The sequence below is a fragment of the Oxynema aestuarii AP17 genome, assembly GCF_012295525.1.
Taxonomy (GTDB): Bacteria; Cyanobacteriota; Cyanobacteriia; order Cyanobacteriales; family Laspinemataceae; genus Oxynema; species Oxynema aestuarii.
In genome coordinates, this window is record NZ_CP051167.1 from 5,641,509 (window position 1) to 5,665,047 (window position 23,539).

The following is a 23,539-nucleotide window of genomic DNA, read 5'->3' on the forward strand; positions in this document are numbered from 1 at the left end:
GTTAACAGTCAGCAGTAGAGTGGCGATCAGCAATCAAATCTAAGACTTTAGGTTGCCAGTGAACGCAAGCGCCACTCCATTGGTCGCGTGGTGGTGTTTAAGACTTGAGCGCATTCACGACCGGAGTTCAGTGAGTTGCCAGATGGTTTTTTTCAGTGCGAGCGCTTCGATTGGAGTCCGAGCGGGGCTTCGAGGTGGGCTGGCATTGCTCGCGTCCCACCACGCAAGCATCCTGGGCAATCCACTCGCTTTTGCGATCGCCTTCTAAAAATGCTGAAAAACGTCAACATTCGTCAACTAACATTGCCCCGTTACGGCAGTGGCGGGGGTAGCGGTTGCCTGGGAAAATAACCGAAAAAAATCAACTTTTATCAACCCAGCCCCTTCATGTGAAAACCTGGAGTACGAGTTTTACACTCTTGCCCATAACCTGTTTACGAGTCGAATCATGGCAAAACCGCTCATGCGGACGCGGTTCAAGAGCGCCCTACGAAACAAAGCAGATGCGGATGCCGGTGCCGCTTTTTCGCAGGTGATGGAACTGTGAGATCGCTACCGTGAGTTTATCGAAGCTGGGGGTTTTCCCGCTTCCTCGCGCCACCGATGCTGGAGTCTCGTTTGCTTGCAGGGTGACCCTCTTGCGATCGCAATGGCTACCCTCAAGCCTAGTTTAATTTTCATGTTCTTGATTTCAAAGAGCGAGTAGGAAGAGAGGAATTACCCGAAGTTTAGCGGGTTGATAGGTTTTAGTTTCATGCGGTAGAAACCGCCACAGCCTCCGTACAGGCGATCTCAACGCTATGAGCCGGAACAGTAACCGTTCCCATATCCGGCACTCGGATAATTACGTGCCATTCATTACGCCTGTAAGGATTTTGGAAGGGTTCCCCGTCAGCACGGCCTACCCACTGCCCCCAGTCGGGCCTAGGGTTGGTGGCGTCAGGGGCGATCGTAAACCATTTCCCCTTCCAGGTTTCGGCATCGGAGGCGACTTCAGTCATGGGTTCGGGGTCTGCCATTGTTTCGGATTCTGGGGTGGGTTGGGTATCTATAGCGCTGTTTGCTGTATTAAATTCTGTACCATTTTCTACTGGATTATATAGTTCACCCACAAAAATGGTACAGTCATTGGCGGCTTGTAATCCTTTGTCCGCATACGTTCTAGCTACTGCCCTAGCTACTGCTTTCCAGTTGGCCGTCTCCGAGAGTGAATAGTCGATTTGGTAGAGATTTTTCTTTTTGTTTTTGCCCCGCTGTTGTTGGGCACATCGGAGGCGAATCCCGAATAATCCAAGGATCCAATTGAAGGATCGGATCGGATTCTGCGCGGGCATCCTTCCGCCTAGTCGGGCCCGAATCTGCGGATCCTTTCTCCATCGGTCAGCGATCGCCTGCACTTCCGGGTCATCTTTAGATTTAGGTGTTTTGAATACCTCTAAAATGCCCAATTCAGCCAAAGCCCTCACCTCCCCCAGATATGAGCGGAATTGATAGGCTCTAAACCCTTCGCGCTTAATCCAAGATTCGGAGGTGGTAGATTTGGCGGTTTCCTGCTGCTGGAACAAAAACCACCGTTTTGCCTGCGATCGGGTATCCCTATTTTCCAAGTACCAGCGGATAAACTCGGGGGACCATTGCGGGTCTAGGTCAATTTCTGGGAGCGACATCCGGATCGAATGTCGGATCACCTTGGGGCGGTCCTCACGGTTGCAGCCTTTCTTCAATCTTGTAAATTCATCATCGTCAATGTTGTCGGCTTCATGAGCGCCGATCGCCTCCCTGTCTTTGATTTCGTCTTTGGCATTTTTGAATTGAGCCAGCGCCTCGGGATCGGCTTCAACTGCTGCCTCAATTACCTCGCTTCCGTTGACTTCTAAGAGCCAGCGCAAGCATTCTCGCAGATTGGCTTTTTCATAGTTAGCCTTAGCCCGCTCCCAGTAGGCTTGGCGGCAATCGGGGGAATTGAGTTGGGTCTGCCAATTGTCGAACGTGCCGTGCCCCTCCCCGAAGGAATCCCAGAGGTTTTGAGCCAGACCAAACCGGATTGTGCGTTCGATCGCCCTGGGGGTGTACTGCCCTCCCTCTCCTAATCCTTTAGGATTTACCCAAACATGACGCTCGCAACAGTCACGAATCCGCCAGACCATTTGGCTCAGGAGGTCAGCAGAAAGCACCCCATGAAAAATGCAGAACTGGGCATCAAACCAATCAGGCACCGAGATATCCACCCCACTCATGGCTGATGGGGAATAAATGAATCGGGTGATTTTGTTGGACAATATCGCCTCATTTGGGTCTTTTAGGATCGACTTCATCCAATCCTCGGGTACTGTCGTCGAATCGACCCGATAGCCCTCCAAAATGCCCATAGCCGTGAGAGTTTCGTCAAGAGCCTCACAAGTTTTCTGGGAGTCACTCGCAATCGCGAATCGTTTCCCCTGTGTCGCCAGTTCGATAATCTGCTTAAGGATTGAGCTAAAGTTTCCAGCCTTTACGTCACCCTCGACAAGACTTCCTAGATGAAAATGGATCGGCGTCTTGGGGGTGACTGGTTTGGCGATTTTGGTTAGCTCAAGATGGGGTGCAACTGTCTGTAGGTATTCGCAGTGGCGATCGCCCAAGTATCCATCAAGTGCAACGATTGCCTTGCTGTGCTGTAGGGCATCATGCCAATTGGATTCGATAAATCTTTGCTCTGCCAATGGCCGGGACGTGAGGGTGCTTCCATCCACGAATTCTCGAATGATGGCTGTGGCTTCATCCAGTACGATGATGGCATCCTCCAAGTGCTGAGGCTTGAAGCGGTGCAGAGACTGGATACAAAAAAGGTGATGCCCTAAAGGGTCGGGTGCAAAGAAGAATTCATCATCCTCACTGCGGAAGTGCAGCCCCTTTACTTTCTCAGCAGTTTGGATCAGAAGAGTGTTTGACACCCCCAGGTAAAGGATTTTATGCTTACCCTTAAATGCTGATGCCAGCTTCACAAGCGCGGTGGTTTTGCCCGCGCCCATCCCGGCCCGGACTGCGGTAATCTTCCCTAGAATCTCATCAGGATCTAGATCCACCCAATCCCCTTGGATTAGGCGATCAGGCGTGAACTGGTAGCATTTTTCCCATTGCTGTCGCTGCTGTTGAGCCTTCCATGCTTGCTTCTCTTCATCCGTGAATTCGTGTCGCTTGGGGTTGGCTTCTTGAAGGGGGCCAAAAAATTCGGCTGCGGGCTTGAGCTTGATCGCCGTGCCTTCCGGCAACTCATCGCAGTCGGGCTGGGATTTATCGTTCCACTGACCCCAGTCAGCGAACTGAAGCTCAATCCCTTCCTTATCTAAGAGGGCTTTTAAATTTCGGTAAGATGCTTTGACGTGGGCATTAACCCGGCTCCCCCCATCCGGCCAAAAGATGGCCTTTTTAATCCCAAAATCTTTGATGGCCTTCTGGGTGATGAGTGCGGGGAAATTCCCCCCGGCTGCACCGAGCCATAAGCCTGAGCGCAACGATTGGGCTATATCCGGCTTGAGGATGCCTTCGGAAAAGTTGCCTATGCCGTCGATTGCCGTACCCAATGCGGTGATAGGCATCTCGCCGTTTGGCAGCTTCGAGTCGAGAGGCGACTTGCTCCAAATGTACTTACCGCCTGCGATTTGACCAAAGCCAGAGGGGTCTTTTCTCCACTGGAAGCCGATAATTTTGTCACCCCAGAAGGCAGGGCAAATCATGCCGCCGCGCTCTGAACTCCCAAATGACCCAAGCTCGATCGCCTCTGCGGACAATCCCCGTGCTTTTAAATTTTGATAATGTCTATCCGACAGTGGGCGAGATTTTAGGTATTGGCGGTATTGCCGATCACGTTCTGCAAAAGCCTCCTCTAGGCGATCAGTTGCCTCAATCTTGCGGGCTTGTTCCTGTTTCTGAGCCTGTACCCTGATGCGTTGCTGGCGTTCCCATTCCTGGCGCTTCTCTTCTGTCCAGCGATCGTACTTGCGAATCATCACGGGTAACCCGTAACGACCGCCGAGGGGGCGCAGGTGGAATTGGGGGATGAGTCCGGCGTGCAATAGGGAACTTTTGCCGACGCCGGAGGGTCCGTAAACGATCGCGAGTTTATGTGAGGTTTGGCTGAGGCGATCTTTGATTAAAAAATCGACATCGTCCTGGCGCCCGGAAAGGGCGAAGGTGGGGGCGAGGTCGCCGCTTGGGTCGCGTTGTCTCAGTTGCGGTTGCACTTGTCCGGCGCCGATGAATGCCAGCAAGCCGTATTGATAACCGAGGCGTTGTTGAATTTGCTTGATGGCAAAGGCTTTGCGGTACTCTTGCTGCTGGTAGTACAGTTGGTGCAAGGTGGCTAAGATGCGGTTGATGTAGAGCTCGGGGTCGAAGTCGGGTCGTCGTTCGGTGGCGGTTGTCGCCTCGGTGTCGATGCCGACGATTTCCCGGGCTTGTTCTAAAGCGGCGATCGCCCCTTCCCACTCTTTTAATTCTTGCAAGTTTAACGCAATTAACAATAAATAGTAAGCCTGCGGCATCCCTGGGGACGGCTCAATTTTGGCCACGGTGGCGAGGGCCGATTGCGCCCACTTTCCCCCTTGTGTCCACTGCTGCCGATGGTAGGCTACTTCTGCTAAAAAGCCGTAATATCGGGCTTCCCGAAGCGGGTCGGGATGTTGGCGATGTTCGCTTAACTTCTGGTGGGCGAAGGCTTCTAACTCGTCCCACCCCTGCATCTGCTGCAAAACCGCCCCGAGTTCGACGGCATACTTGAGTTTCAAATCTTCCCGTCCGGCAATTTGGAGGGTGTCGAGACAGGCTTGCATCGCCTGTTTGGCTTCGTTCCACTGCGCTTGGCGCTGGTGACAGGCGGCAATATAAAAATGGGCGATCGCCTGTCTTTCTAGAGCTTGGGTACGAGTGAGGGCGATCGCTTCCCCCTGCCAAAAACTCAAACTTTTGTGATAGTCTTGCAAGGCTTGTTCGAGTTCTCCCCCCAGATAAGCGCGCCATCCTGCCATAAAATTGAGACAGGCGTTTAACTCGGGAGACCATTGCACCCGGCGCCGTTCTAATTCCTGGACAGCAAAGTTGATTTCTTGTTGTTCGACGGGACTAAAAATTTCCTCGGGGGACATCAATTCCCCGCCTTCAATGATGATTTTAAACCCTTTTTCTCCTCGATTTTTTAAAAATTGCAGCAGGCGATCGTCGCTCATCGAAAAATTGAGACTAATTCCCCAACTTTTAAAATCTTTAATGACCCGAGTAAACTGTTTAGAAATTTCGTCATTGACCCAAATAATGACAGGGAATGCAAAGTTTTGCCGAAACTGTTCTCGCGCGTGATTGGTAGCACTTAAAATTGCTTCAATTTCTGTCAGTTCTTCCAATCCATAAACCATGACTGCTTTGGCAGGGGTTTCGGCGATCGCCCTCGCGATCGGATTGTACAGATCGGCGATCGGGTTTTCTAGAGGAATTTCGAGAATAGGAAAAGGAGATTTTTCTTGCAAGCGGCGGATCGATTGCTGTCGAAAGTCCCTGAAGTTGCAGCGCGCAAAAATTAGAGCAAATTCTCCCTCAGATAACTCTAGAGTATTAATAATTTGATCTAGAATTTGTTCGCTATTGGGGTCGAGTGTCCCTGCATTGTGCGTGGTGTCCATGGTTTTTTTATACAGCACTCGGGCATCTTAGTGAGGTACAGTGCCGATCCCCTTCTATCCCCCCAACCCCCCTTTGAAAGGGGGGCGAAGGAGGGTTAGGGGGGAACGAGGAAAGTAGGGGTTTGGTAATCCAACCCCTACCTGGCGAGGGGGATTTAGGCGGATCTAGAGGAAAGTCCCCCTTTTTAAGGGGGATTTAGGGGGATCTAAATGTTTTGCATAGCAGAGGAAAATGCTATATGGAAGTTTGGGGTGACTTTAATCCCCTCAGTTCCCCTTGAGAAGGGGGGCTTTTGAAAAGGGAATTTTGGGAAATTTCATGTGAGTTCGGGGGCGTCTTCTAAGAGGGGATTGAGATCGAACCAGCGACCGAATTCGTTGGTGCGATATTCAAAAACGAATAAACTCCTTAAAAGGATTTGATATTGATCTTCTCCGGTCACTTTTTTAGTTTGCGAGACTTTTTTAAGTAACTCCCATTCCAGTTCGGTAATTGCCAGCATCAGGTCATCTCGTTCTTGACGAATGGCAATTTCGAGGCGATCGCGGGTAATCGGTAATTGCTTGCTTTGTTGCAAACAGCGAAATAACAAACTGAGTAAATTTCGCACGTGACCGCCACTGATACCACAGAGGCGATCGAGGGTTTCGGGACGGTCAACAACCTCGGTGATGCGATCGCGCCGTTGTTTTGGCGACAGTTTGGGAAAAGCGCGGGCTAAAATCGCCTGTCTTAATAATTCTAACCCTTTTTCACAGTTTTGACCGTCGGCTAACTTCACCGGAACCATCGGTAAGACCATCGGCGCATTACCTCCCCCTAAACGCTTTTTTAATGCTTCCCGTTCGTTAGAAAACATCAACACGAGGGGGATGGTATAAACCACATGACATTTTAATTCCTTTAACTGTTCTCCTCGGGTAATAAATAAATATTCGACCGCACTTTTATCATCCGATCTTTTACGATTGTCTACGCGATCGAGACTGTCGATAATAATGACCAGTCCTTCTTTTCCTTGCTTCTTTAATTGAAGGTTAGCAGGTTGGATTAAATCGCCGTTAATCGCCTGTAGTAAGGTATTTGTTTTCGGTTCTAAATAGTCGCGCAGGCGATCGCGCATTTGTGGACTATCTTTAGTTTTGGCAACAATCTTACCCAGGTTAACTTTAGCACCAAGAAAAGAAATTTCTGGATTAAACTCCATTTCTGCTTTCAGTTCGATGGGAGTGAGCAGAAACTGCACGCATTGTTCTAAAAGCTCATTAAAATAACCGGGTTTGAGGTTGAGGCTTTGCTGTTCTAAAGTATCGAGAACTTTTTGGGCGATCGCCAATAAAACATCGGTGACGTCCACATCTCCCATTTCCAAATCGTCGCGGGTGTCGATATAAACGACAACAAAACCCTGTTTTTCTAGCTCGAATTTTAAGCGCAATAACTCGGTCGATTTACCACAACCAATATGTCCGGTGAAAAGCTGACAAGTCGGATCTGGAGAAAGGAGGGAGATCGTTTCTCCGAGTTGTTCGACAATATCCGTACCTCTGACGGAAGTAAAATCAATGTAATAATCTTTATCCTCAGGTCTCTCAATCCAGATGGTTTTGCTGGGATTGCAGGCGCGAAAAAAGCGTTTAAACTCATTTCTATCCATGATGTGATTTCCATCATTGGGGATGGGCGATCGGATGGCGTCGGGATAGCACCTTTTCGAGGTTTGGCTCGATCGTATTCTACTTTTGAGGAATTGTCCCGGGAAATGTAACATTTATTTGCCTCCGGGGGCGCAACCAGAACACCCCCGGTACAAACATCGGTACAAACATTAAGAAATCTGCGGTTTCCAGGCTTCTAAAGTCCACGCCATTTCCCAAAACATCCACTCGTAGCGACTGCTAATCGTGAAAATTTCATCGAGACGGCGGAACGTTTTCTCATCCTCGGGGGTGATGCGATTGAGGGTGGTCCGCAACCACGTTCCGACTTCTTCAAAGCTGGGATCGGCGTAGGTTTGAATCCAATTGCGATAGGGATGGTCGGCGGGCGGGTCGCCGAGGCTCACAAAGTGCTTGCCGATTTCGGCATAAATCCAGGCGCAGGGGAGAGTGGCGGTGATAATTTCGGGTAAAGTACCGTTGTTAACGACGCTCAATAGATGTCTTGTATAAGCGTAATTGGTCGGCGCGAGGGGGGTTGCCTCCATTTGTGCGATCGTCAAACCGAACTCGCGGGCGAAGGTTTCGTGCAGTTCCCGTTCGACGCGGATGGTGTCGAGGGCGAGTTGGCACATTTTTTCCATGACGGCGGGTTCGTCGCTGGCGATCGCCCCGGCGGCGAAAATTTTAGTGAGTTGTTCGAGAAACCGGGCATCTTGAAGGATGTAAAACTCGAAGTTTTCCCGAGGTAAGCTGCCATTCCCCAGGGCTTCAACAAAGGGATGGTCGAACTGTCGTTCCCAGATCGATCGGCTGTTTTGGAAGAGGCGATCGCACAACGTCCCGGGTTCGGCGCCGACGCGCTTGGAAAGGTCTAGCATAGTTGCAACTGAAGGATTTAGGGTGAATGGGTCGCGATCGATCTTACACAAAGAACGGTTTCGAGGCGATCGCCCGCGATCTGTACCCGAATCGCCCGCGCCTGAATCCCCCGATCTGCGGCGCGATCGAGGTTGAAGCGACGGGCGACGGCGTTTAACCCGCGCACGAATTGCCCGGGGGCGGGGCGATCGTTGACTAAGACTTGCGGTTCACTCAATTCTAATTGCCGTCCGTCGATCCATCTAAACCCAGTTTTAATCGTCAGTTTGAGGCGATCGCTGTAGCCTTTTTCGGCGAGTTGGGTCTCGAAAACAATGCGATTATTTTCTAATAGCTCAATTTGCGGATCGACGAGGGTATAACGGCTGGCATTTTGCCGCAGTAAGGGGGAATCAAAAATTTCAGTGGCTACAGTTTGCAGGGTATTCAAAAACTCGGGCGATCGCAAAGCCCGATTGAGGTCAGTTTCGGTTAACACTAAATGAATGGCGGCGATCGCGGGGCGTTCCAAACTCTCCACGGCGCGATCGCGCGATCCCCGGCGCAATTTCTCTAAATCGACGGCGATCGGATCGGTTTCGATGTCTAAGGTATCGATTCTTAAATCTGGCAAAACGTACAATCCCCGACCCGCCAAACGAAACCGATCGATCTTGCCTCGAATCACTTGATAGTTCGGGGTATTATCGATTCTTACTTCTAAGACTTCCACCCCGTGGAGGCGATCGCGCAATTCGCGTTCGATGACGGTATCGGAAACTGTATTAACGGGGGAAATAACTGTTAATAAGCTTGAAAACAGGATCGTTAGAAATTCCACGGCTTTTTATGACACTACTAATAGTAACCCGGCAATGCCGTGTCCCCACGTTCATTGCCGGGAAACTAGGAATGACTGACCAAGTGGTTCGCCAAATTCAGAAACGCGATCGCTTCACCAGTTACGAACTGGCACCGACTAAGGATTTTTTAGCGGTGTCAATTGGAGCCGACAAAGCCGCTTCTAAGTCCCCACAACCGAGACGTTCTTCTAAAATATTCATCACTTCTCGCCCGAAATCGTTGGGATTGCGCCGCCATGCTTCGAGGCAAACTTCACCGAAGAAAGAGCCGAGGGGTTCGGGATTCCACAGCAATTTGCGGGCGGTCCACGGCATCAAACTCATGGGATTGTAACCGGGTTTGAGAATGTCGTTATCGAAGGCGTATTCTTCGAGATGGGTGTGCGGTTGTAAGCCGATGAAAAAGATGGCGGGTTCGACTTTATCGGCGCCGAAAATGCGTTCGAGTTCGCGATGATAGGCGATCGTTTGGCGGATTGTCTCGAAAGTTTCGTCGATGACGTTGAAGGAATAATTAACGGAAACGAGGTCGTTAAATCCGGCAGCTTTGAGGTCGCGGCAGTTTTCTAAAACCGTTCGCAGGTTGTAACCCATTCGCATTTTGCGAACGAGTTCTTGAGACCCACTGGTAATGCCGATTTCAAAGTAATTCATCCCGGTTTTAACCATAAGATCGCACAGTTCGGGAGTGAGGTTATCGGCGCGAATGTAGGCGGCCCAGTGAATATCTTTCATCCCGGAAGCGAGGATTTTTTGCAGTAGCTCGATCGCGTCGTCGATGAATTTACGGGCGGGGATAAATTGGGCGTCGGTAAACCAGAAGTTGCGAATGCCGCGATCGTAAAGTTGCCGCATTTCGGCGACGACTTCATCGGCGGGATTGATGCGAACTTGCTTACCTTCGATGACGGTATAAATGCAGTAGCAGCAGTTATGGGGACAGCCGCGTTTGGTTTGGACGCCGATGTAAAAGTCGCTTTCTTGCAGGTAATAGTTGAAGGCGGGCCAGATGGTTTCGATGTAGTCGTAGTTGCAGGCAGTTTTCTCGAAGTCGGTCGGTTTTTCGTGGATCATGCGATCGCGCGGTTCGGTTTGACCGACGATATAACAGCGTTCGTCGTCGAGGGAATCGCCGCGCAGCAGTTTTTCGAGGAGGGCTTCTCCTTCGCCGACGGAGACGATCGTTCCGTCGGGTAAGCTTTTGCCGAGTTGTTCGTAGAAAACGCTGACGGCGCCGCCGCCGACGACGGCGCGGGCGTCGGGATTGTAGGTTTTCGCCCGTTTTAAGCCGCGTTTAATTAAGCCGAGGTTGCGCCACAGTTCCGTATAGTAAGCGGTGGTAATTCGTAAGCCGCCCAGGGCGCCCCGAAGTTTGACGAGGGGATTGCGGGCGTAATAGAACTCGAAGGCGTATTGCAAGGGGTTGCCGCCGCGTCCGCCAACGGGGGCGTAAATTTGAATGTCGCGCCAGGAGAAGACGAGTAAGCTCGGTTTGAACTCGTCGATCGCCCGATCGAGGGCGCTGGCAAAGTCGAGGGGTGGGATCGTTCCCAGGTCGAAGATCTGTTGTTCGACGTCGGGAAAGAGTTTGTGAATGCGATCGGCGAGGTAGACGACCCCGATGGGGAAGATCGGATTGCACGGGAGGCGGACGTAAAGGATGCGATCGGTATTCATTTGGGTTTGAGAGGTTAGGGTGTTCGGTGCGTTAAGTTTTCTGAAAAGTTTTTCATATAACTTCACGATATCATTCCTGTCTGGGATCTGCATCGGTGGTGCGCGGCGATTGCGATCGGGATCTGCTTTTTAACGGCGAGGTTGAGGGAACTTGGCCAAAAGTTGTGTTATTCATGCACGAATTAACCGAGGGCTTCGATCGCCCCTCCCAGCTCGATAGGGCGATCGGTTAATTGCATTGATTGAGGTGGAAACCACGGCAGTTAGAACCGCGATCGTGGGGCGATCGCGGCGGGCGCCGAATAACGATTCTGGCTGGAGCGGGTCGGGTTTTTAAAAAAATCTTAAATTATTCATCAACTAATTTTTAAGTCGAACCGTTGAAGAGATTTATTTCAGTTGGTAGTCGCCTTTACAGCCAGCCGGGATCGGGGAGTGTTAGGGTAAAAAATGTAATAAATCGTTTTAGGTGCAAAACTCCTTAATCGTCATGGCACAAATTCTCGATCCCCTCCCGTCTGACCGTTCCGGTCGTATTCTGTGCTGCTACGTGAATGCAACGAGCAAAATCCAAATTGCTCGTATCAGCAATATCCCAAATTGGTATTTTGAGCGAGTTGTGTTCCCCGGACAACGGTTAGTTTTTGAAGCCTTTTCAGAAGCCCTTTTAGAAATTCATACGGGCATGATGGCGAGTGCGATTTTATCGGATAAAATCCCTTGCACGCGCTTGCGAATTGCAGATAACGACTCGTCGGGATCGGAGGACTCTGGCGACCCGATCGAGGAACCAACGCGCCCACAACCCAGACGGGAGAGCTATGACAAACGTCCGGCGATTACCGATCCACTCGCGGTAGCCGCTTTAACGACGATTGCATAAAATAAAACTTTTCTAATGTTTTCATAAGAGGTGGCGGTCCGGCAGCGATCGCCACCTCCTATTATGATGGAGATCGTGGAAAGGGTGCGGGTCGTACCCGATTGTTGGGATCGAAGCCATCTAAGTCATAAGTTGTGGATTTACCGTCATTTCTTTGGTTGTGGAAAATTGCCGCGTGGTCGATGGGTTTGACGATCGCCGCTTACGTGGTTTTAGCGACGACGGGATGGTTCGTTTTTAGAGCGAGAAAAGCTCGCCGCCGCCGCGTTTTACTCAAATCGATCCATCAAACCGTGGGCGTGGCGATCGTCGGTTTAGTATTACTGTTATTGGCGATCGGGATAGTCGGAACCCTCGGTCACTACGGTTCTTTGGGTCATTCTGTCCATCTGGTTGCCGGGTTGAGTACGGTAGTCCTCGTCTTACTCTCGGCGTGGAGTTCTACTCAAATCGCCCCCCGGCGTCCGTGGGCCCGAACCGTCCATGTCAGCACAAATGTTACGCTGTTTTTCGTGCTGGCGTGGGTCTCGTGGACCGGGTGGTCCGTGGTTCAGAAATACCTGCCGTGAATTTTGCGATTCTCATATAACATAATCAGGGTGTTTTCTTTGTAAAGTTTGGTTAACCCAGTGATGCAACGAGATCGCCTTCAAGGGGACTTGACCTTTCCCCGCACGTTTCGGATTTCTCCTTTAATTCGCCTGACTCTCGGCAGTCTCTATTTGGCGTTAACGTTGCCCTTGCCGTTTTTGGCGCGAGCGACCGAGGCGCCCGTCCCGGCGAGTGGCTTGGGGTTGGGGATCGCCATGGGCGCGATCGCCCTCTACGCCGCCTTCAGCGATCGCGTGACAGTCACCGAAGAGGCGATCGAAGTGAGCTATCCGGCGTGGGTGCCGCGTCTGTTCCGTAAAGGTTGGCGCCTGCGTTGGGACGAGGTCGCCGATCTCAAAGCGCGCACGACAGGTCAGGGCGGCTTGCTCTACTATTTTCTGAGCCAATCGGGACAGGGTTACTTACTGCCGATGCGGGTGGCGGGATTTGCCCAGTTGGCGCGCGCGGTGGAGGCGAAAACCGGGATCGATACGGCAGACGTGAAGCCGTTGTCGCAACCGTGGATGTATTTGATCTTGCTGGGACTGACGGTGTTGCTGCTACTCGTCGATGGTTGGACGATCGCCACCGCGATCGCATCGGAGCCTATCCTATAATTTACGTATATGAAAGTTGAGAACTATCTCCCGTGTCCGAGTCTTCTCTATTAAAGCTCGAAGCCGTCAGCGTCCGCACCAAGTTAGGGTCGAGTTATTTACTCAACAAGATTTCCTTCGAGATCGAGGGTCCCGAGGACGGCGATCGCCCGTTACCCCGAGTGGCGATCGTCGGATCCAACGGCTCGGGGAAAACGACCTTATTGCGAATCCTCAACCGCTCCATCTCTCCGAGTGAGGGAACCGTTTATCTCGAAGGTCGTCCGGCCCGCGAGGTCGATCCCCTGCAATGGCGTCAGGACGTAGTGTTAGTGTTGCAAGAGGCGAAACTGTTGGGAATGACGGCGCGCGAGGCGATCGCCTATCCCTTGAAATTACGCAAGCTGGCACGATCGCACATTCAACAAAGGATGACCACCTGGATCGAGCGCCTCGAAATTCCCAACGAATGGCTCGATCGCGGGGAAACCCAACTTTCCGGAGGTCAGCGCCAATGGATCGCCCTCTGTCGCGCCTTAGTCCTCCAGCCGAAAATCTTACTCTTAGACGAACCGACCAGTGCCTTGGATAACAAGCGCACGGCTGAAATCTTGACCCTCCTCAAAACCCTTTCCGATACGGGCCAAACCACGACCGTCGTCGTCAACCATCAATTAGAATTTGTCGAACAATTTTGCGATCGCCTGCTCTACCTGCAAGAGGGCGAGCTTCGCAGCGATCTCGACAGCAGCCAGGTGGATTGGTCTGCCATCCGAGGGCAACTTCTCGAAGCCAAGATCGAGTCAGAGCGCGAGTGGAGCTAGCGATCGACGCTGGGGATCGCATCGGGTTAGCGCGCCTCGCTGACGCCGACCTGGGATAAATGACGCAAGGTTAATTTTTTGTGTTGGGAGACCTCTCCATGATGTTGTCCGTTATGTTGGTTGACTTTCCCGTTGCTGTTAATCATCTCCACATTGAAACGGTAACCGACATTGCGAACGGTTTGAATCAAACTCGGTTGGCGCGGGTCCGTTTCAATTTTTTTGCGTAAAGAGAGAACGTGAGTGTCGATCGTGCGGGGATTGTCAATGGCGTCGGGCCAAGCTCTGCGTAACAGTTCCGGGCGACTCATGGGAACGCCCCCCGCTTGGGCGAGGACGTAGAGCAGGCTGAATTCTTGAGGAGTCAAGTCGATCGACTCGTTTTTCATGCGAACGCGACGTTGAACCAAGTCAATTTGTAAATCGCCGTAGTCTAAAGCGGCGGGAGGAGTCATCCGTCGGTAACGGCGTACCATCGCTTCGATGCGAGCCAGAAACTCTTGCATTCCAAAGGGTTTGCGTAAGTAGTCGTCGGCTCCAGCTTTCAAGCCTTCGACGATATCGGCTTCCGTATTGCGCGCCGACAGGATCAAGATCATCGACGGTTGCTGTCCTTGCAGCCATCGGCAGAATTCGACCCCATCGCCGTCGGGCAGTTCGGAATCTAAAATCACCAGTGTCGGCTGGCGATTGCAGACGATCTCGCGTCCGTGGCGCAGGTCGGCGGCTTGATGGACGCCATAGCCGACTTGCTGTAAGTGCCACGCTAACAGCGATCGCAGATGAGGATTGCCCTCGATAATTAAAATACTAATCGATCCAACCACCAGTATTTTGTAGCATCACCAACCCCGTTCGTTCGGCGAAAGGGGAATTGACGCTACCCTCCTTTTGCAGTTCTTGAACAATGGACAGGATGACCTGCGGCTCCTGTTTCGGTCTGTGCTGTCGGGCTTTCTCGCCGCATCGAGAATCCCCGTGGGGGGAGAAGGGCGATCGCTCGCCACGGCCCGCAGACTGCACTCGATCTCCGACTTCGCACTTCGAGCGATCGCCCTCGGTGCTTAGGTTTGCTGAAGTTCGAGCTAGTGAGATTTAGGTTAACAGAGCTTTTGTCAAGGTTTTGTAACTTCCGCTACCCAAAATAACACTCTTATGCTAGGGAAATGCGAAGACAGCGCCAAAACCGATCGGCTCCGACGATCGCCCTTCCCGACGAGTGAGTAGGGCGATCGCTTGGAGAGAAATTTGCTTATAGGTAAAATGTAAACAGGATCGGCATCCAAGACGGTTCTGCTCGAACAATTTTGAATTCAATCCGATCTAAATTGTTTTCCATCGGCATCGATCCCGGGTTCGAGGGGCGATCCTCCTGTCCTCCTCCCTCCGATCGCCGGGGATCGATGCGCCCCCTCGGACATCGCCGATCGAAAACGAACAATTTGGACCGCGATCGCGTCAGTTAATCTCAAAAAGGCGACCCTTGGAGGAATTTCCCCCATCGAACCCGACTCTCAACCTCAATGGCTTCGCTATACTACTAAAGAATGTTGGAACGAGAATGTTGAAACCCCTGATTATATCCACAATTGAAATTGTTCGCTGAGGATTCGCCTTAGCGTACGGGTAAATTCCTACAACCGTTGTATTTTGCATTTACCGACTTTGAGGACAAAACCATGCTTCAGGATGCCACGACAATCCGCCACTACCAGAAGTTAACCGATTCTCTCGTCGATTTGTGGAATCGAGGGTATCGCTTTGACGATCTGAGACTCTATGTGGATGGATATATTACTGCATTGCGCCAAACGAACACGATCGAGCCGTATCTCGTTCACAGATTGGAAGAAGAACTCGCTCGTTTCATCTACGATCCGTCCAACTTCGAGGCGGTTCCCCAGCCGCAACCGGAAACGGGTTACTATTGACGGCTTGAATCGAGCTCGTTCGGTCTAAAACCCCCATCCACAGCACGGAGACGAAACCCAAGCGTACCGGATTCGCTGCTGTGGATTTTTGCGATCTCTCCAACATAGGGAGATCGCCTCGGCAAAACTGTCATCGGCGATACATTCGAGCCGCGATCGCCTTTTTGTGCGGCAAAAAGCCCCTCGGCGTGCAGAAAACAACGATCCGAAGGGCTAGTTTCACTCAAAACACTCAACGCTTAAGAAGCGAGAGCCACTTCTACCATTTGCGGCAATTCGCCACTTTGATAAAGCTCGATAATAATATCGGAACCGCCGACAAACTCGCCATTAATGTAAACTTGCGGGATCGTCGGCCAGTTAGAATACTCCTTAATGCCCTGGCGAATTTCGTAGTCTTCGAGAACGTCAAAGGTTTCAAAAGGAACGCCGAGGGTGTTAAAGATTTGGACGACGTTATTCGAGAAACCGCATTGGGGCATTAACTTGTTGCCCTTCATGAAAATGGCGATTTTGCTGCCGTTGATAAAGCTTTCGATGCGTTGTTTGAGTTCTGGAGTCATGATCGTGATTAAAATTGCGCTGTCGTCTGAAAAAGCGGTCGGTGGATCTGCGAAAATCCCACGCCAGTTTTAGTGTATCGTTCCCCGAGTTCAAGCGGCGCCGTGGGCGGCAGCCCAGGTTTTCGGGGTATACGTTTTCATCGTCAAGGCGTGGATGGCTTCAGAAGAAAGGGCGTCTTTCAATGCCCCATAAACAAGCTGGTGTTGCTTGACCAGACTTTGGCCTTCAAAAGCAGAAGAGACAACGATCACTTGGTAGTGATCCCGGGTTCCCGTTAAATCTTCCACTTGAACCACCGCATCGGCTAATTGAGCTTCGAGGGTATTTTTAACTTGTTCGGGGCTGACCATTGCTCCTCCTTGGGATAGGGTGTACCTCTGACATCCTTCCGATACTGATGCTTCGCATACAGCGCGGGGTTCCCAAGCTAACCACTGCCCTTTCGAGGTAAGCCCTAATCAGGTCTTCCGTGGTTATGTCCTATCCGAGCGCACTAGCACTAGAAAATTGCCTGGCTATCTAGATACCCGCTTACGGATAGCGCTCTGGGCGTTTTCTCCATTTCAGGAGAGGTTCGGGTATGCCCTACCCTACCTGCCTTACGGCGTAAATTCGCTTTTTCATTCAGCCGAGTGACGGCTTACTGAGCTGTTTTGAGAGCGATCGCTATAAGAATGCCCTTTACAATTACTATTTTCCGTTCGAGAGTGCTGCATTGTTTCAGCAGGATTTTTACGGGTAGAACGCGAGCTTTCTCGCGGATTCAGGTCAAATCTGAATGACTTTAATTTATCATTTAGACGCGATCGCCGATCGCCCCGAACGGACGATCGCCCGGGGATCGCCACTGCCTCGACGGGGGAGAGGGACGCCGGACTCCGAGGCGCTCTCCACGGCTGACCCTTTCCCTACAAGCCCGTCAAACCGGGGCGATCGCCCGATCGCCGCTCCTTCGCACAGACCCCCTCGGCGAGGGCGATTCGCAAAAATCTCCAACCTAATCCCCAATCGGATTGATAGCTGCGATTGGAAAGATTTAATTTGAAGAGGTCGGTTGCTGGGGATAGGGAGAATCCACAAATCCGAGTTCGAGCAACTGTTGGTAAGCTTGTTGTCCCAAGTCGCGGGTCGGTTGTTGACTTTGAATAATTTGAATTAACAACGGAACCGCTAATTCCGGTTGATTTTGGGCGCGATGGACCAACGCCAACTGAAACGTAGCGCGATCGCGCATTTGTGCCGTTTCTAATGCCTTCGTGCGTTGGGCCGACGAAATCCGGTTATCGATCCCGTTGAAACTCGAAGCGAGTTGCTGGTGAAAATTAGAAAGCTGATTGAAAATTTCCCGCGATTGCTGGAGCTTTTGAATCGCCAGGGCGTAATCTTGTTGGGCGACGGCATCCCCAGCTTCACTCATCAACCGTTCTCCGGCTTCGACACTGAGGAGGGTGTTGTCTTGAGCGAGGGGGCGCAAATTATTCGGATCCTCGATTTCCGGTTCGCTATTCGCCGCGCTCGGCGTCGAATTGTTCGATCCGGCAGGGGCTTGAATGCGATCGAAACTGTCCGGTTCCGAGACTTCTTGAGCGGAGGCGATCGCCCCTGGCAGCAGGAGAAGCGCCGTTAACAACGGTAAAGAGAACCACCCCGTCATGCGAGTTGGGTTGAGCTGGAAAGCAGATCCCATAGAGTACCTTGGCGTGTGTGGAGAAAACACAATAGCGAGAAACGTAAAGTATCTTAACATTGCTAGGTCTCAAGTCAGTTCTTATCCCCAAAAACTTACCAGAGGCGTGGATGGAGATTTTAGATTTTAGATTTTAGATTGGAGGAATCGGGGATGGCGAAGGGTCGCTCCTCGGAGGGGATCGACGTAAATCCTAGTCGTTTGTTCGCCAAGGGGGGCGATCGCCCGATCTATCTTTATTTTTTCCAGAGCCGCCATGCAAAACTGGATAAAAAGTGGCAGATATGGAGATATGGAGTCAAGCTCATGAGCGATCCTGTCAATCCGTCCGATCGCGTCCGTACTGACTGGCACGGGATCGGCGTCAACGACCGCGACCTCGGCACGATCCTGCAGCGCGGTGGCGAAGAATTAATCTTACTCAAACTCGAAGATCGCTTTACCGCCTCCCCCGCCGATCCCGAGGCGCCGCGAACCTGGATCGAGCGAGTCGGCGCTACCCCCGTCAAACGAGTTCCCAACACCCCCCTCGAAGAATTCACCACCGACCCCGCCAACTTAGACCGCGCCATGCAACAGGCGCGAGACTTGCCCGAAATTGCTTTTGTCAGCCACGTCTACCGGGTAGAAAACAATCCGGGAAGCTGGGTTTACCTGACCGACGAACTGACGATCCAATTTGCCCGAGATGTGGATACCGAGCGCGTCGCGGCGATCGTGGCGGCGGTCGGCGTGCAAGTTCAACGGCCCTTAGCCGGGATTCCCAACACCTTTATCTGCAAAGTCAGCCGCGACGCCACCGAAAACCCGGTCAAAATTGCCAATCGGCTGATGCGCGACGAGGGCGTCCTCACCGCCGAACCGAACATCTCGATCGCCTCGGTCCACCACTACCAACCCAAAGACCCCCTCTATTCCCAACAGTGGTATCTCTTCAATCGGGGTGGGTCGGCCCTGTCCCCAGAAGCCCACATCGACATTGAAAAAGCCTGGGACATTACCCGAGGGATTCGATCGGTCGTGGTCGCCATCGCCGACGACTCGATCGACCTCAACCACCCGGATTTTCAGGGGGCGGGCAAGATCGTCGCCCCGCGAGACTTCAAAGACCGCGATTTTCTGCCCCTTCCCGAACAACAGTCCGACAATCACGGAACCGGGTGCGCCGGAGTCGCCGTCGCCGAAGAAACTGGGGAGGGAGTGGTCGGCGTCGCCCCCGGTTGCGCCTTGATGCCCCTTCGCACCACGGGGTATCTCGACGACGACGCGATCGAGCAGTTGTTCGATTGGGCGATCCAAAAAGGGGCCGCCGTGATTTCCTGTAGCTGGGGACCGTCCGCCGTTTACTTTCCCCTCTCCTTGCGCCAGCGCGCCGTCATCACCCGCGCCGCCACCGAAGGACGCAACGGGAAAGGCTGTGTCATCGTGTTCGCGGCGGGGAATGCCAATCGCCCGATTGACGGTACGGTGAACGAACGGGGATGGCCCAAGGACGTGTTGAGCGGTCCGACTCAGTGGCTCAACGGTTTCGCGATTCACCCGGACGCGATCGCCGTTTCCGCCTCCACCTCGCTCAATAAAAAAGCCGCCTATAGTAACTGGGGGAAAAGTATTTGCGTGTGCGCGCCGAGTAATAACGCGCCGCCGGGAATGTGGCTGCCCGAAACTGGCCCGGTGGCGACGCCGCCGGAAATTCGCCACAGTATGCCCGGTTTGGGGGTGTTTACGACCGATCGCGTCGGCGTTGCCGGATACGACCAAACCGACTATACCGGGTATTTTGGTGGCACGTCGAGCGCCTGTCCGGTGGTGGCGGGAGTGGCGGCGTTGGTGCTGTCGGTCAATCCCGACTTGACGGCGGCCCAGGTCAAGCAGATTTTGCAACAGAGTGCGGATAAAATTGTCGATCGCGATACGGACCCGCAGTTAGGTCACTGTCTCGGTTGTTACGACGATGACGGTCACTGCGACTGGTTCGGTTACGGCAAAGTCAATGCGTATAAAGCGGTACGGACGGCCCGGCGCTTGTTCGCTCAGCCGTTTGTGGGAACGCGACAAGTCCACGGAAAAAATAACCGCCGGGTGGAGATTCCCGACGGGGTGACCGGACAAGAACGGGGGTTTTCTCTCAATTGGTTCGGCGATCGCGATCGCGCCGGAGTGACCAGCGAAATTGCCATCGACGAGAACAGTGTCGTCCGCGATTTGCGGGTCAGAGTGGCGATCGAGCATGGTTTTGCCGGGGATTTGGAACTGTATTTAACGGCCCCGGACGGTCAAACGGTGCAGTTACAAGACCGAACCCTCGGCAATCCGGGGAAAGTCGATCGCCTCTATTCCTTGGAAACTACGCCGACGTTGAGAAAACTCTGCAATCGGAGTGCGAAGGGAGTGTGGAAGTTATGGGCGATCGATTGCGTTCCCGGGGATACGGGATGGATCGATCGCTGGGAGTTGACCCTTACGGTTTGACCCGACCCGCCGAGGCGGTTGAGGATTACGCCGCCTGGGGTTCTAAAGCGCTCGGATCGCCTCGTTCCAAGGCTTCTAGAGCGCTTTGCAGGTGCGATCGCAACTGTTCGGCCCCGCGCTTATTCCCGGCGCTGACATATTCGGCGACGCGCAGGGGATCGCCGATCCGAATCTCGACATCGCACCCCCACGAGGGGAACGGATCGCTGTAGTGTAGCGAAATCGGCACGATCTGGACGCCGAGATCCGCTTGACTCGCTTCTGCTTGCACGGCGAGACGGGTCAACCCCGGTTTGAGGCGGTGGAGTTGACCGTCGCGGAAGATATTCCCTTCGGGAAAAATCACCAGCATTTGGCGATCGTGCAGCAGTTCGATTCCGTGGCGCAAACTGGCAATTCCCGGATTTTCCGTGTCGATGGGAAACCCCCCCAACCGCCGGATAAACCAGCCTTGCACTCCTTTAACTTCATTGGCGGTGACCATGTAGCGCAAATCCCGTCCGGTCACGTGGCGTCCGGTCGCATACGCTACCAGGATCGGGTCCCAACGCGATCGGTGGGTGGGGGCCAGCACGATCGGGCCGTCGCTGGGAAGGCGGTCTCGTCCGCGAACGGCGATCGTCCCAAAGTAGGCGGGAAGGACGAGGAAGCGTCCCAAGGGATAGACGAGGCGACCCAACCAGGGATCGATTTTCGAGTCGATGTTGTCGAGTTCGAGGGCGGTTTGTGGACTGGGGGAAAAGAAACGCATGATGATGGGGAAGATCGAAACAGTCGGCTATGTGCGAACGCACGCATCGAGACACGTGAATTTGAGTGTAGCGGCGATCGCCCGTCCCCGACCCTACGGATCGGACAGTTGTTCGACTGGCGCCGAACGCTTCCCGGTTTTACGGGCGCGACGGCGCCCAAACCAGCTTTGTAATTGCTCTCTACAGTCTCGTTCGGCAATTCCGGCCAAAACTTCCAAACGATGGAAACAACAGGCACTATCGGGCAAATTTGCTGCGGTACGGATGGCTCCTGCTTTGGGGTCGTCTGCCCCGTAAACGAGCAGTTTGAGCCGGGATTGGGCGATCGCCGCCGCGCACATCGGACAAGGTTCGAGGGTGACGTAGAGGGTGCAATCATTTAAATGCCAATTTTGCAACACTTTTCCCGCTTCGCGCAACGCTACAATTTCCGCATGGGCGGTGGGGTCGCAGTCCCGTTCCCGTCGATTTTCCCCCCGCGCGATCGCCTCTCCTTTTTTATTAATAATCAGGGCACCGACGGGAATTTCTCCCGCTTCTCCCGCACGTTCGGCGAGGGTTAACGCCTGTTGCATCCACTGGCGATGGAAGGAATAAGGGCGATCGCAAATCATGGGAATTCTAGATTTTAGATTCTTGGATAATTTAACGGTCGCACTCCGTCGATTAAAGTCGATGAAACATGCCTGTCAATCGATTGATTGTTCACTGGAATAACTTAGAGATTGCCCGATTGACAAGCCGAACAATCCGCCGGATAGGGCGATTGATAGGTCTGCGATCGCTTCCCAAAAAGAGTATAGCGGCGATCGCGAACTTGCTCGTAAAGACGATCGCCCGTCCATTTCAAACCGGGAAGCGATCGATATGCGGTCACAAACCCTTCGCCACCGGGTAACAATCGCCCAATTTCTTCGGCTGCATCACTTCCCTGCCACCGTTTTTCTAACCGATCTCCATCGATTAAAATCATCCCCAATTCGCAATCCTCTGGGGTGATTTGCAACTTTTGCAAACTCCGTTCGTCTTGCATGGGAATATAGCGAAAGCGATCGCCTTTATCCAGAGATTCCAACAGTTGTACTAAATTGGAACATAAATTGCAATTGCCATCGTAAATCACAATATAAGTCACGATCTTTATGCGGTAATAGAGATAAAAAACGCCAATCGACTATAGAGATTGTCTGAAATCAAACCGTTGCTTCCGCCGCTAATAAAGGATCGAGTTGACCTTGACTATCCAATGCGTAAAGATCGTCACAACCGCCGATATGGCGATCGTTAATAAAAATTTGGGGAACCGTACGCCGTCCGTTCGCCCGTTCGGCCATTTTAACCCGCGCCGCCCCATCTCCATCGATTTTATACTCGACAAAGTTCACCCCTTTCCAAGACAGCAGCAGTTTGGCGCGAATGCAATAGGGACAAGTTTGCCAGGTGTAAATTTCTACCTTGGCTTTGATATTTTCTGGATGGCGACCGAACAGACGATTAATCAATTGCATCATGGTTTTAATTTGGGTTGTATTATGGCGATAACAATTCTCATCCCACTCGGCTAAACTCTCAACTATGTCCGCAGAAGACAGACGTCATCAATTGACAAGCTTGTTAGAAGGTCGAGCCTTGTTATCAAGTTATTCTGGAATATTCTACAGCACTCGGGCGTCTGATGAGGGGGATTGCGGGGGGAACGAGCAAAGTCCCCCTTTTTAAGGGGGATTTAGGGGGATTTAGGAGGATTTAGGGGGATCTAAATGTCTTGCATAGCAGAGGAAAATGCTGTAGCGTCTTTTCAAGAGTTTGTAAATGAATCCCCCCTCCTCGATCGCTTGAATCTAAGATAAATCTTGTAATCGACCTTAACAATTCACAAACTCCCTGTAGAGATACGGCATTGTCGTATCCTAATTTTATCGCATTTTTGATTTAAATCAATCTTATTTAGTAATGATTTTGACTCCTGCTTCGCCGATGATGCAAATCGTATGGGTGAACAAAAAAGAATTGGGGATTAAAATCTTTTTTTCCTTATCTTTTAAAGTAGTATAGCGCAAGTCTATTTCAGTAACCGTTCCTTCAAAGTTGGAAACAGAAATGCGATCGCCTCGCCGGAAAGGGCGATAAATTAAAATTAACGAACCAGCAACTAAATTAGATAAAATATCTTTTAACGCCAAACCGACCGCAAATCCAGTCAAGCCCAAACCAGCCACGATCGCCGAAATATCAATTCCCAATGTTCCCAAGGCGGTAATTAACCCAAAAATGAGAATCACTGCACTACTAATTTGTTGAATTAACTTAAGGGCATCGGGATTTAATTGACTATTGCGCGCCAGGGGACGCATCAATCTTTTTAAAAGATAGCTGGACAACCAAAAAGCTAAAAAGATCGCCAGACTGGCGGCAAGTTTAGGAAGAAAGAGAATAATTTGACGAATCAGTTCAGTCAAGATCGAGTTGAGGTTAAAAGACAGGTCGAATTCAGAGATCGCCCACTGTTCTTATTGTGGGAATCA

The 23,539-nt window shown here is 51.9% G+C and carries 22 protein-coding genes; 7 read left to right on the forward strand and 15 right to left on the reverse strand.

The window, feature by feature from the left end:
* Nucleotides 1–752: 752 nt before the first annotated feature.
* From HCG48_RS22540 to HCG48_RS22560, 5 genes are all read right to left on the reverse strand, one after another.
* Nucleotides 753–5,654 carry a plasmid replication protein, CyRepA1 family gene (locus HCG48_RS22540; protein WP_168571181.1) on the reverse strand — a complete coding sequence of 1,634 codons (4,902 nt, stop codon included), beginning with the start codon at nucleotides 5,652–5,654 and terminating at the stop codon, nucleotides 753–755.
* A gap of 317 nt (nucleotides 5,655–5,971) precedes the next feature.
* A complete protein-coding gene (locus HCG48_RS22545) occupies nucleotides 5,972–7,312 on the reverse strand; it encodes an AAA family ATPase (RefSeq protein ID WP_168571182.1) in 1,341 nt (446 codons plus the stop codon).
* A gap of 171 nt (nucleotides 7,313–7,483) precedes the next feature.
* Nucleotides 7,484–8,194 (reverse strand): thiaminase II, encoded by a 711-nt coding sequence (tenA, locus tag HCG48_RS22550; protein ID WP_168571183.1) that lies wholly within the window; start codon nucleotides 8,192–8,194, stop codon nucleotides 7,484–7,486.
* Nucleotides 8,195–8,211: 17 nt separating this feature from the next.
* On the reverse strand, nucleotides 8,212–9,015 hold the full coding sequence (locus HCG48_RS22555) for an LmeA family phospholipid-binding protein (protein WP_168571184.1): 804 nt from the start codon (nucleotides 9,013–9,015) through the stop codon (nucleotides 8,212–8,214).
* 121 nt (nucleotides 9,016–9,136) lie between these two features.
* A complete protein-coding gene (locus HCG48_RS22560; RefSeq protein WP_210437110.1) occupies nucleotides 9,137–10,714 on the reverse strand; it encodes a photosystem II high light acclimation radical SAM protein in 1,578 nt (525 codons plus the stop codon).
* A 490-nt stretch (nucleotides 10,715–11,204) separates the two neighbouring features.
* Between HCG48_RS22560 and HCG48_RS22565 the strand changes: the two genes are divergently transcribed.
* The 4 genes from HCG48_RS22565 to HCG48_RS22580 all read left to right on the forward strand — a co-directional run bounded on the left by HCG48_RS22565 (nucleotide 11,205) and on the right by HCG48_RS22580 (nucleotide 13,608).
* Entirely contained in the window at nucleotides 11,205–11,597 is a 393-nt protein-coding gene (locus HCG48_RS22565; protein WP_168572026.1) for a DUF1830 domain-containing protein, read from the forward strand.
* 134 nt (nucleotides 11,598–11,731) lie between these two features.
* A complete protein-coding gene (locus tag HCG48_RS22570; protein WP_168571186.1) occupies nucleotides 11,732–12,166 on the forward strand; it encodes a DUF4079 domain-containing protein in 435 nt (144 codons plus the stop codon).
* Between the two features lie 63 nt (nucleotides 12,167–12,229).
* Nucleotides 12,230–12,805: a hypothetical protein gene (locus HCG48_RS22575; protein WP_168571187.1), complete on the forward strand. Its 576-nt coding sequence runs from the start codon at nucleotides 12,230–12,232 to the stop codon at nucleotides 12,803–12,805.
* A gap of 32 nt (nucleotides 12,806–12,837) precedes the next feature.
* Entirely contained in the window at nucleotides 12,838–13,608 is a 771-nt protein-coding gene (locus tag HCG48_RS22580) for an ABC transporter ATP-binding protein (protein WP_168571188.1), read from the forward strand.
* 26 nt (nucleotides 13,609–13,634) lie between these two features.
* Here HCG48_RS22580 and HCG48_RS22585 read toward each other — a convergent pair whose 3' ends face one another.
* Nucleotides 13,635–14,435, reverse strand: coding sequence for a response regulator transcription factor (locus tag HCG48_RS22585; protein WP_168571189.1), 801 nt, complete (start codon nucleotides 14,433–14,435; stop codon nucleotides 13,635–13,637).
* Between the two features lie 73 nt (nucleotides 14,436–14,508).
* Here HCG48_RS22585 and HCG48_RS25595 point away from each other — a divergent pair, with 73 nt between their 5' ends.
* Together HCG48_RS25595 and HCG48_RS22595 are read left to right on the forward strand one after the other, a co-directional pair.
* Nucleotides 14,509–14,676 (forward strand): hypothetical protein, encoded by a 168-nt coding sequence (locus HCG48_RS25595; RefSeq protein WP_210437111.1) that lies wholly within the window; start codon nucleotides 14,509–14,511, stop codon nucleotides 14,674–14,676.
* Nucleotides 14,677–15,287: 611 nt separating this feature from the next.
* Entirely contained in the window at nucleotides 15,288–15,539 is a 252-nt protein-coding gene (locus HCG48_RS22595; RefSeq protein WP_168571191.1) for a DUF6761 family protein, read from the forward strand.
* A gap of 239 nt (nucleotides 15,540–15,778) precedes the next feature.
* Here HCG48_RS22595 and grxD read toward each other — a convergent pair whose 3' ends face one another.
* The 4 genes from grxD to HCG48_RS22615 form a co-directional block, all read right to left on the reverse strand.
* Nucleotides 15,779–16,102 (reverse strand): Grx4 family monothiol glutaredoxin, encoded by a 324-nt coding sequence (gene grxD / locus HCG48_RS22600; RefSeq protein ID WP_168571192.1) that lies wholly within the window; start codon nucleotides 16,100–16,102, stop codon nucleotides 15,779–15,781.
* A 90-nt stretch (nucleotides 16,103–16,192) separates the two neighbouring features.
* A complete protein-coding gene (locus tag HCG48_RS22605) occupies nucleotides 16,193–16,453 on the reverse strand; it encodes a BolA family protein (protein ID WP_168571193.1) in 261 nt (86 codons plus the stop codon).
* Between the two features lie 442 nt (nucleotides 16,454–16,895).
* Nucleotides 16,896–17,099, reverse strand: coding sequence for a hypothetical protein (locus tag HCG48_RS22610; protein ID WP_168571194.1), 204 nt, complete (start codon nucleotides 17,097–17,099; stop codon nucleotides 16,896–16,898).
* A 40-nt stretch (nucleotides 17,100–17,139) separates the two neighbouring features.
* Complete coding sequence (locus HCG48_RS22615) at nucleotides 17,140–17,790, reverse strand: hypothetical protein (RefSeq protein WP_246259704.1); 651 nt, start codon at nucleotides 17,788–17,790, stop codon at nucleotides 17,140–17,142.
* Between the two features lie 306 nt (nucleotides 17,791–18,096).
* Between HCG48_RS22615 and HCG48_RS22620 the strand changes: the two genes are divergently transcribed.
* Entirely contained in the window at nucleotides 18,097–20,262 is a 2,166-nt protein-coding gene (locus tag HCG48_RS22620; RefSeq protein ID WP_168571195.1) for a S8 family serine peptidase, read from the forward strand.
* Nucleotides 20,263–20,287: 25 nt separating this feature from the next.
* Here the strand turns inward: HCG48_RS22620 and HCG48_RS22625 are convergent, their stop codons facing one another.
* The 5 genes from HCG48_RS22625 to HCG48_RS22645 form a co-directional block, all read right to left on the reverse strand.
* Entirely contained in the window at nucleotides 20,288–21,013 is a 726-nt protein-coding gene (locus HCG48_RS22625; protein ID WP_168571196.1) for a lysophospholipid acyltransferase family protein, read from the reverse strand.
* 93 nt (nucleotides 21,014–21,106) lie between these two features.
* On the reverse strand, nucleotides 21,107–21,628 hold the full coding sequence (tadA, locus tag HCG48_RS22630; protein ID WP_168571197.1) for a tRNA adenosine(34) deaminase TadA: 522 nt from the start codon (nucleotides 21,626–21,628) through the stop codon (nucleotides 21,107–21,109).
* 104 nt (nucleotides 21,629–21,732) lie between these two features.
* A complete protein-coding gene (locus HCG48_RS22635) occupies nucleotides 21,733–22,149 on the reverse strand; it encodes a thiol-disulfide oxidoreductase DCC family protein (RefSeq protein ID WP_168571198.1) in 417 nt (138 codons plus the stop codon).
* A 58-nt stretch (nucleotides 22,150–22,207) separates the two neighbouring features.
* On the reverse strand, nucleotides 22,208–22,525 hold the full coding sequence (grxC, locus tag HCG48_RS22640; protein WP_168571199.1) for a glutaredoxin 3: 318 nt from the start codon (nucleotides 22,523–22,525) through the stop codon (nucleotides 22,208–22,210).
* A gap of 432 nt (nucleotides 22,526–22,957) precedes the next feature.
* Entirely contained in the window at nucleotides 22,958–23,473 is a 516-nt protein-coding gene (locus HCG48_RS22645) for a mechanosensitive ion channel family protein (RefSeq protein ID WP_246259706.1), read from the reverse strand.
* Nucleotides 23,474–23,539 lie beyond the last annotated feature (66 nt).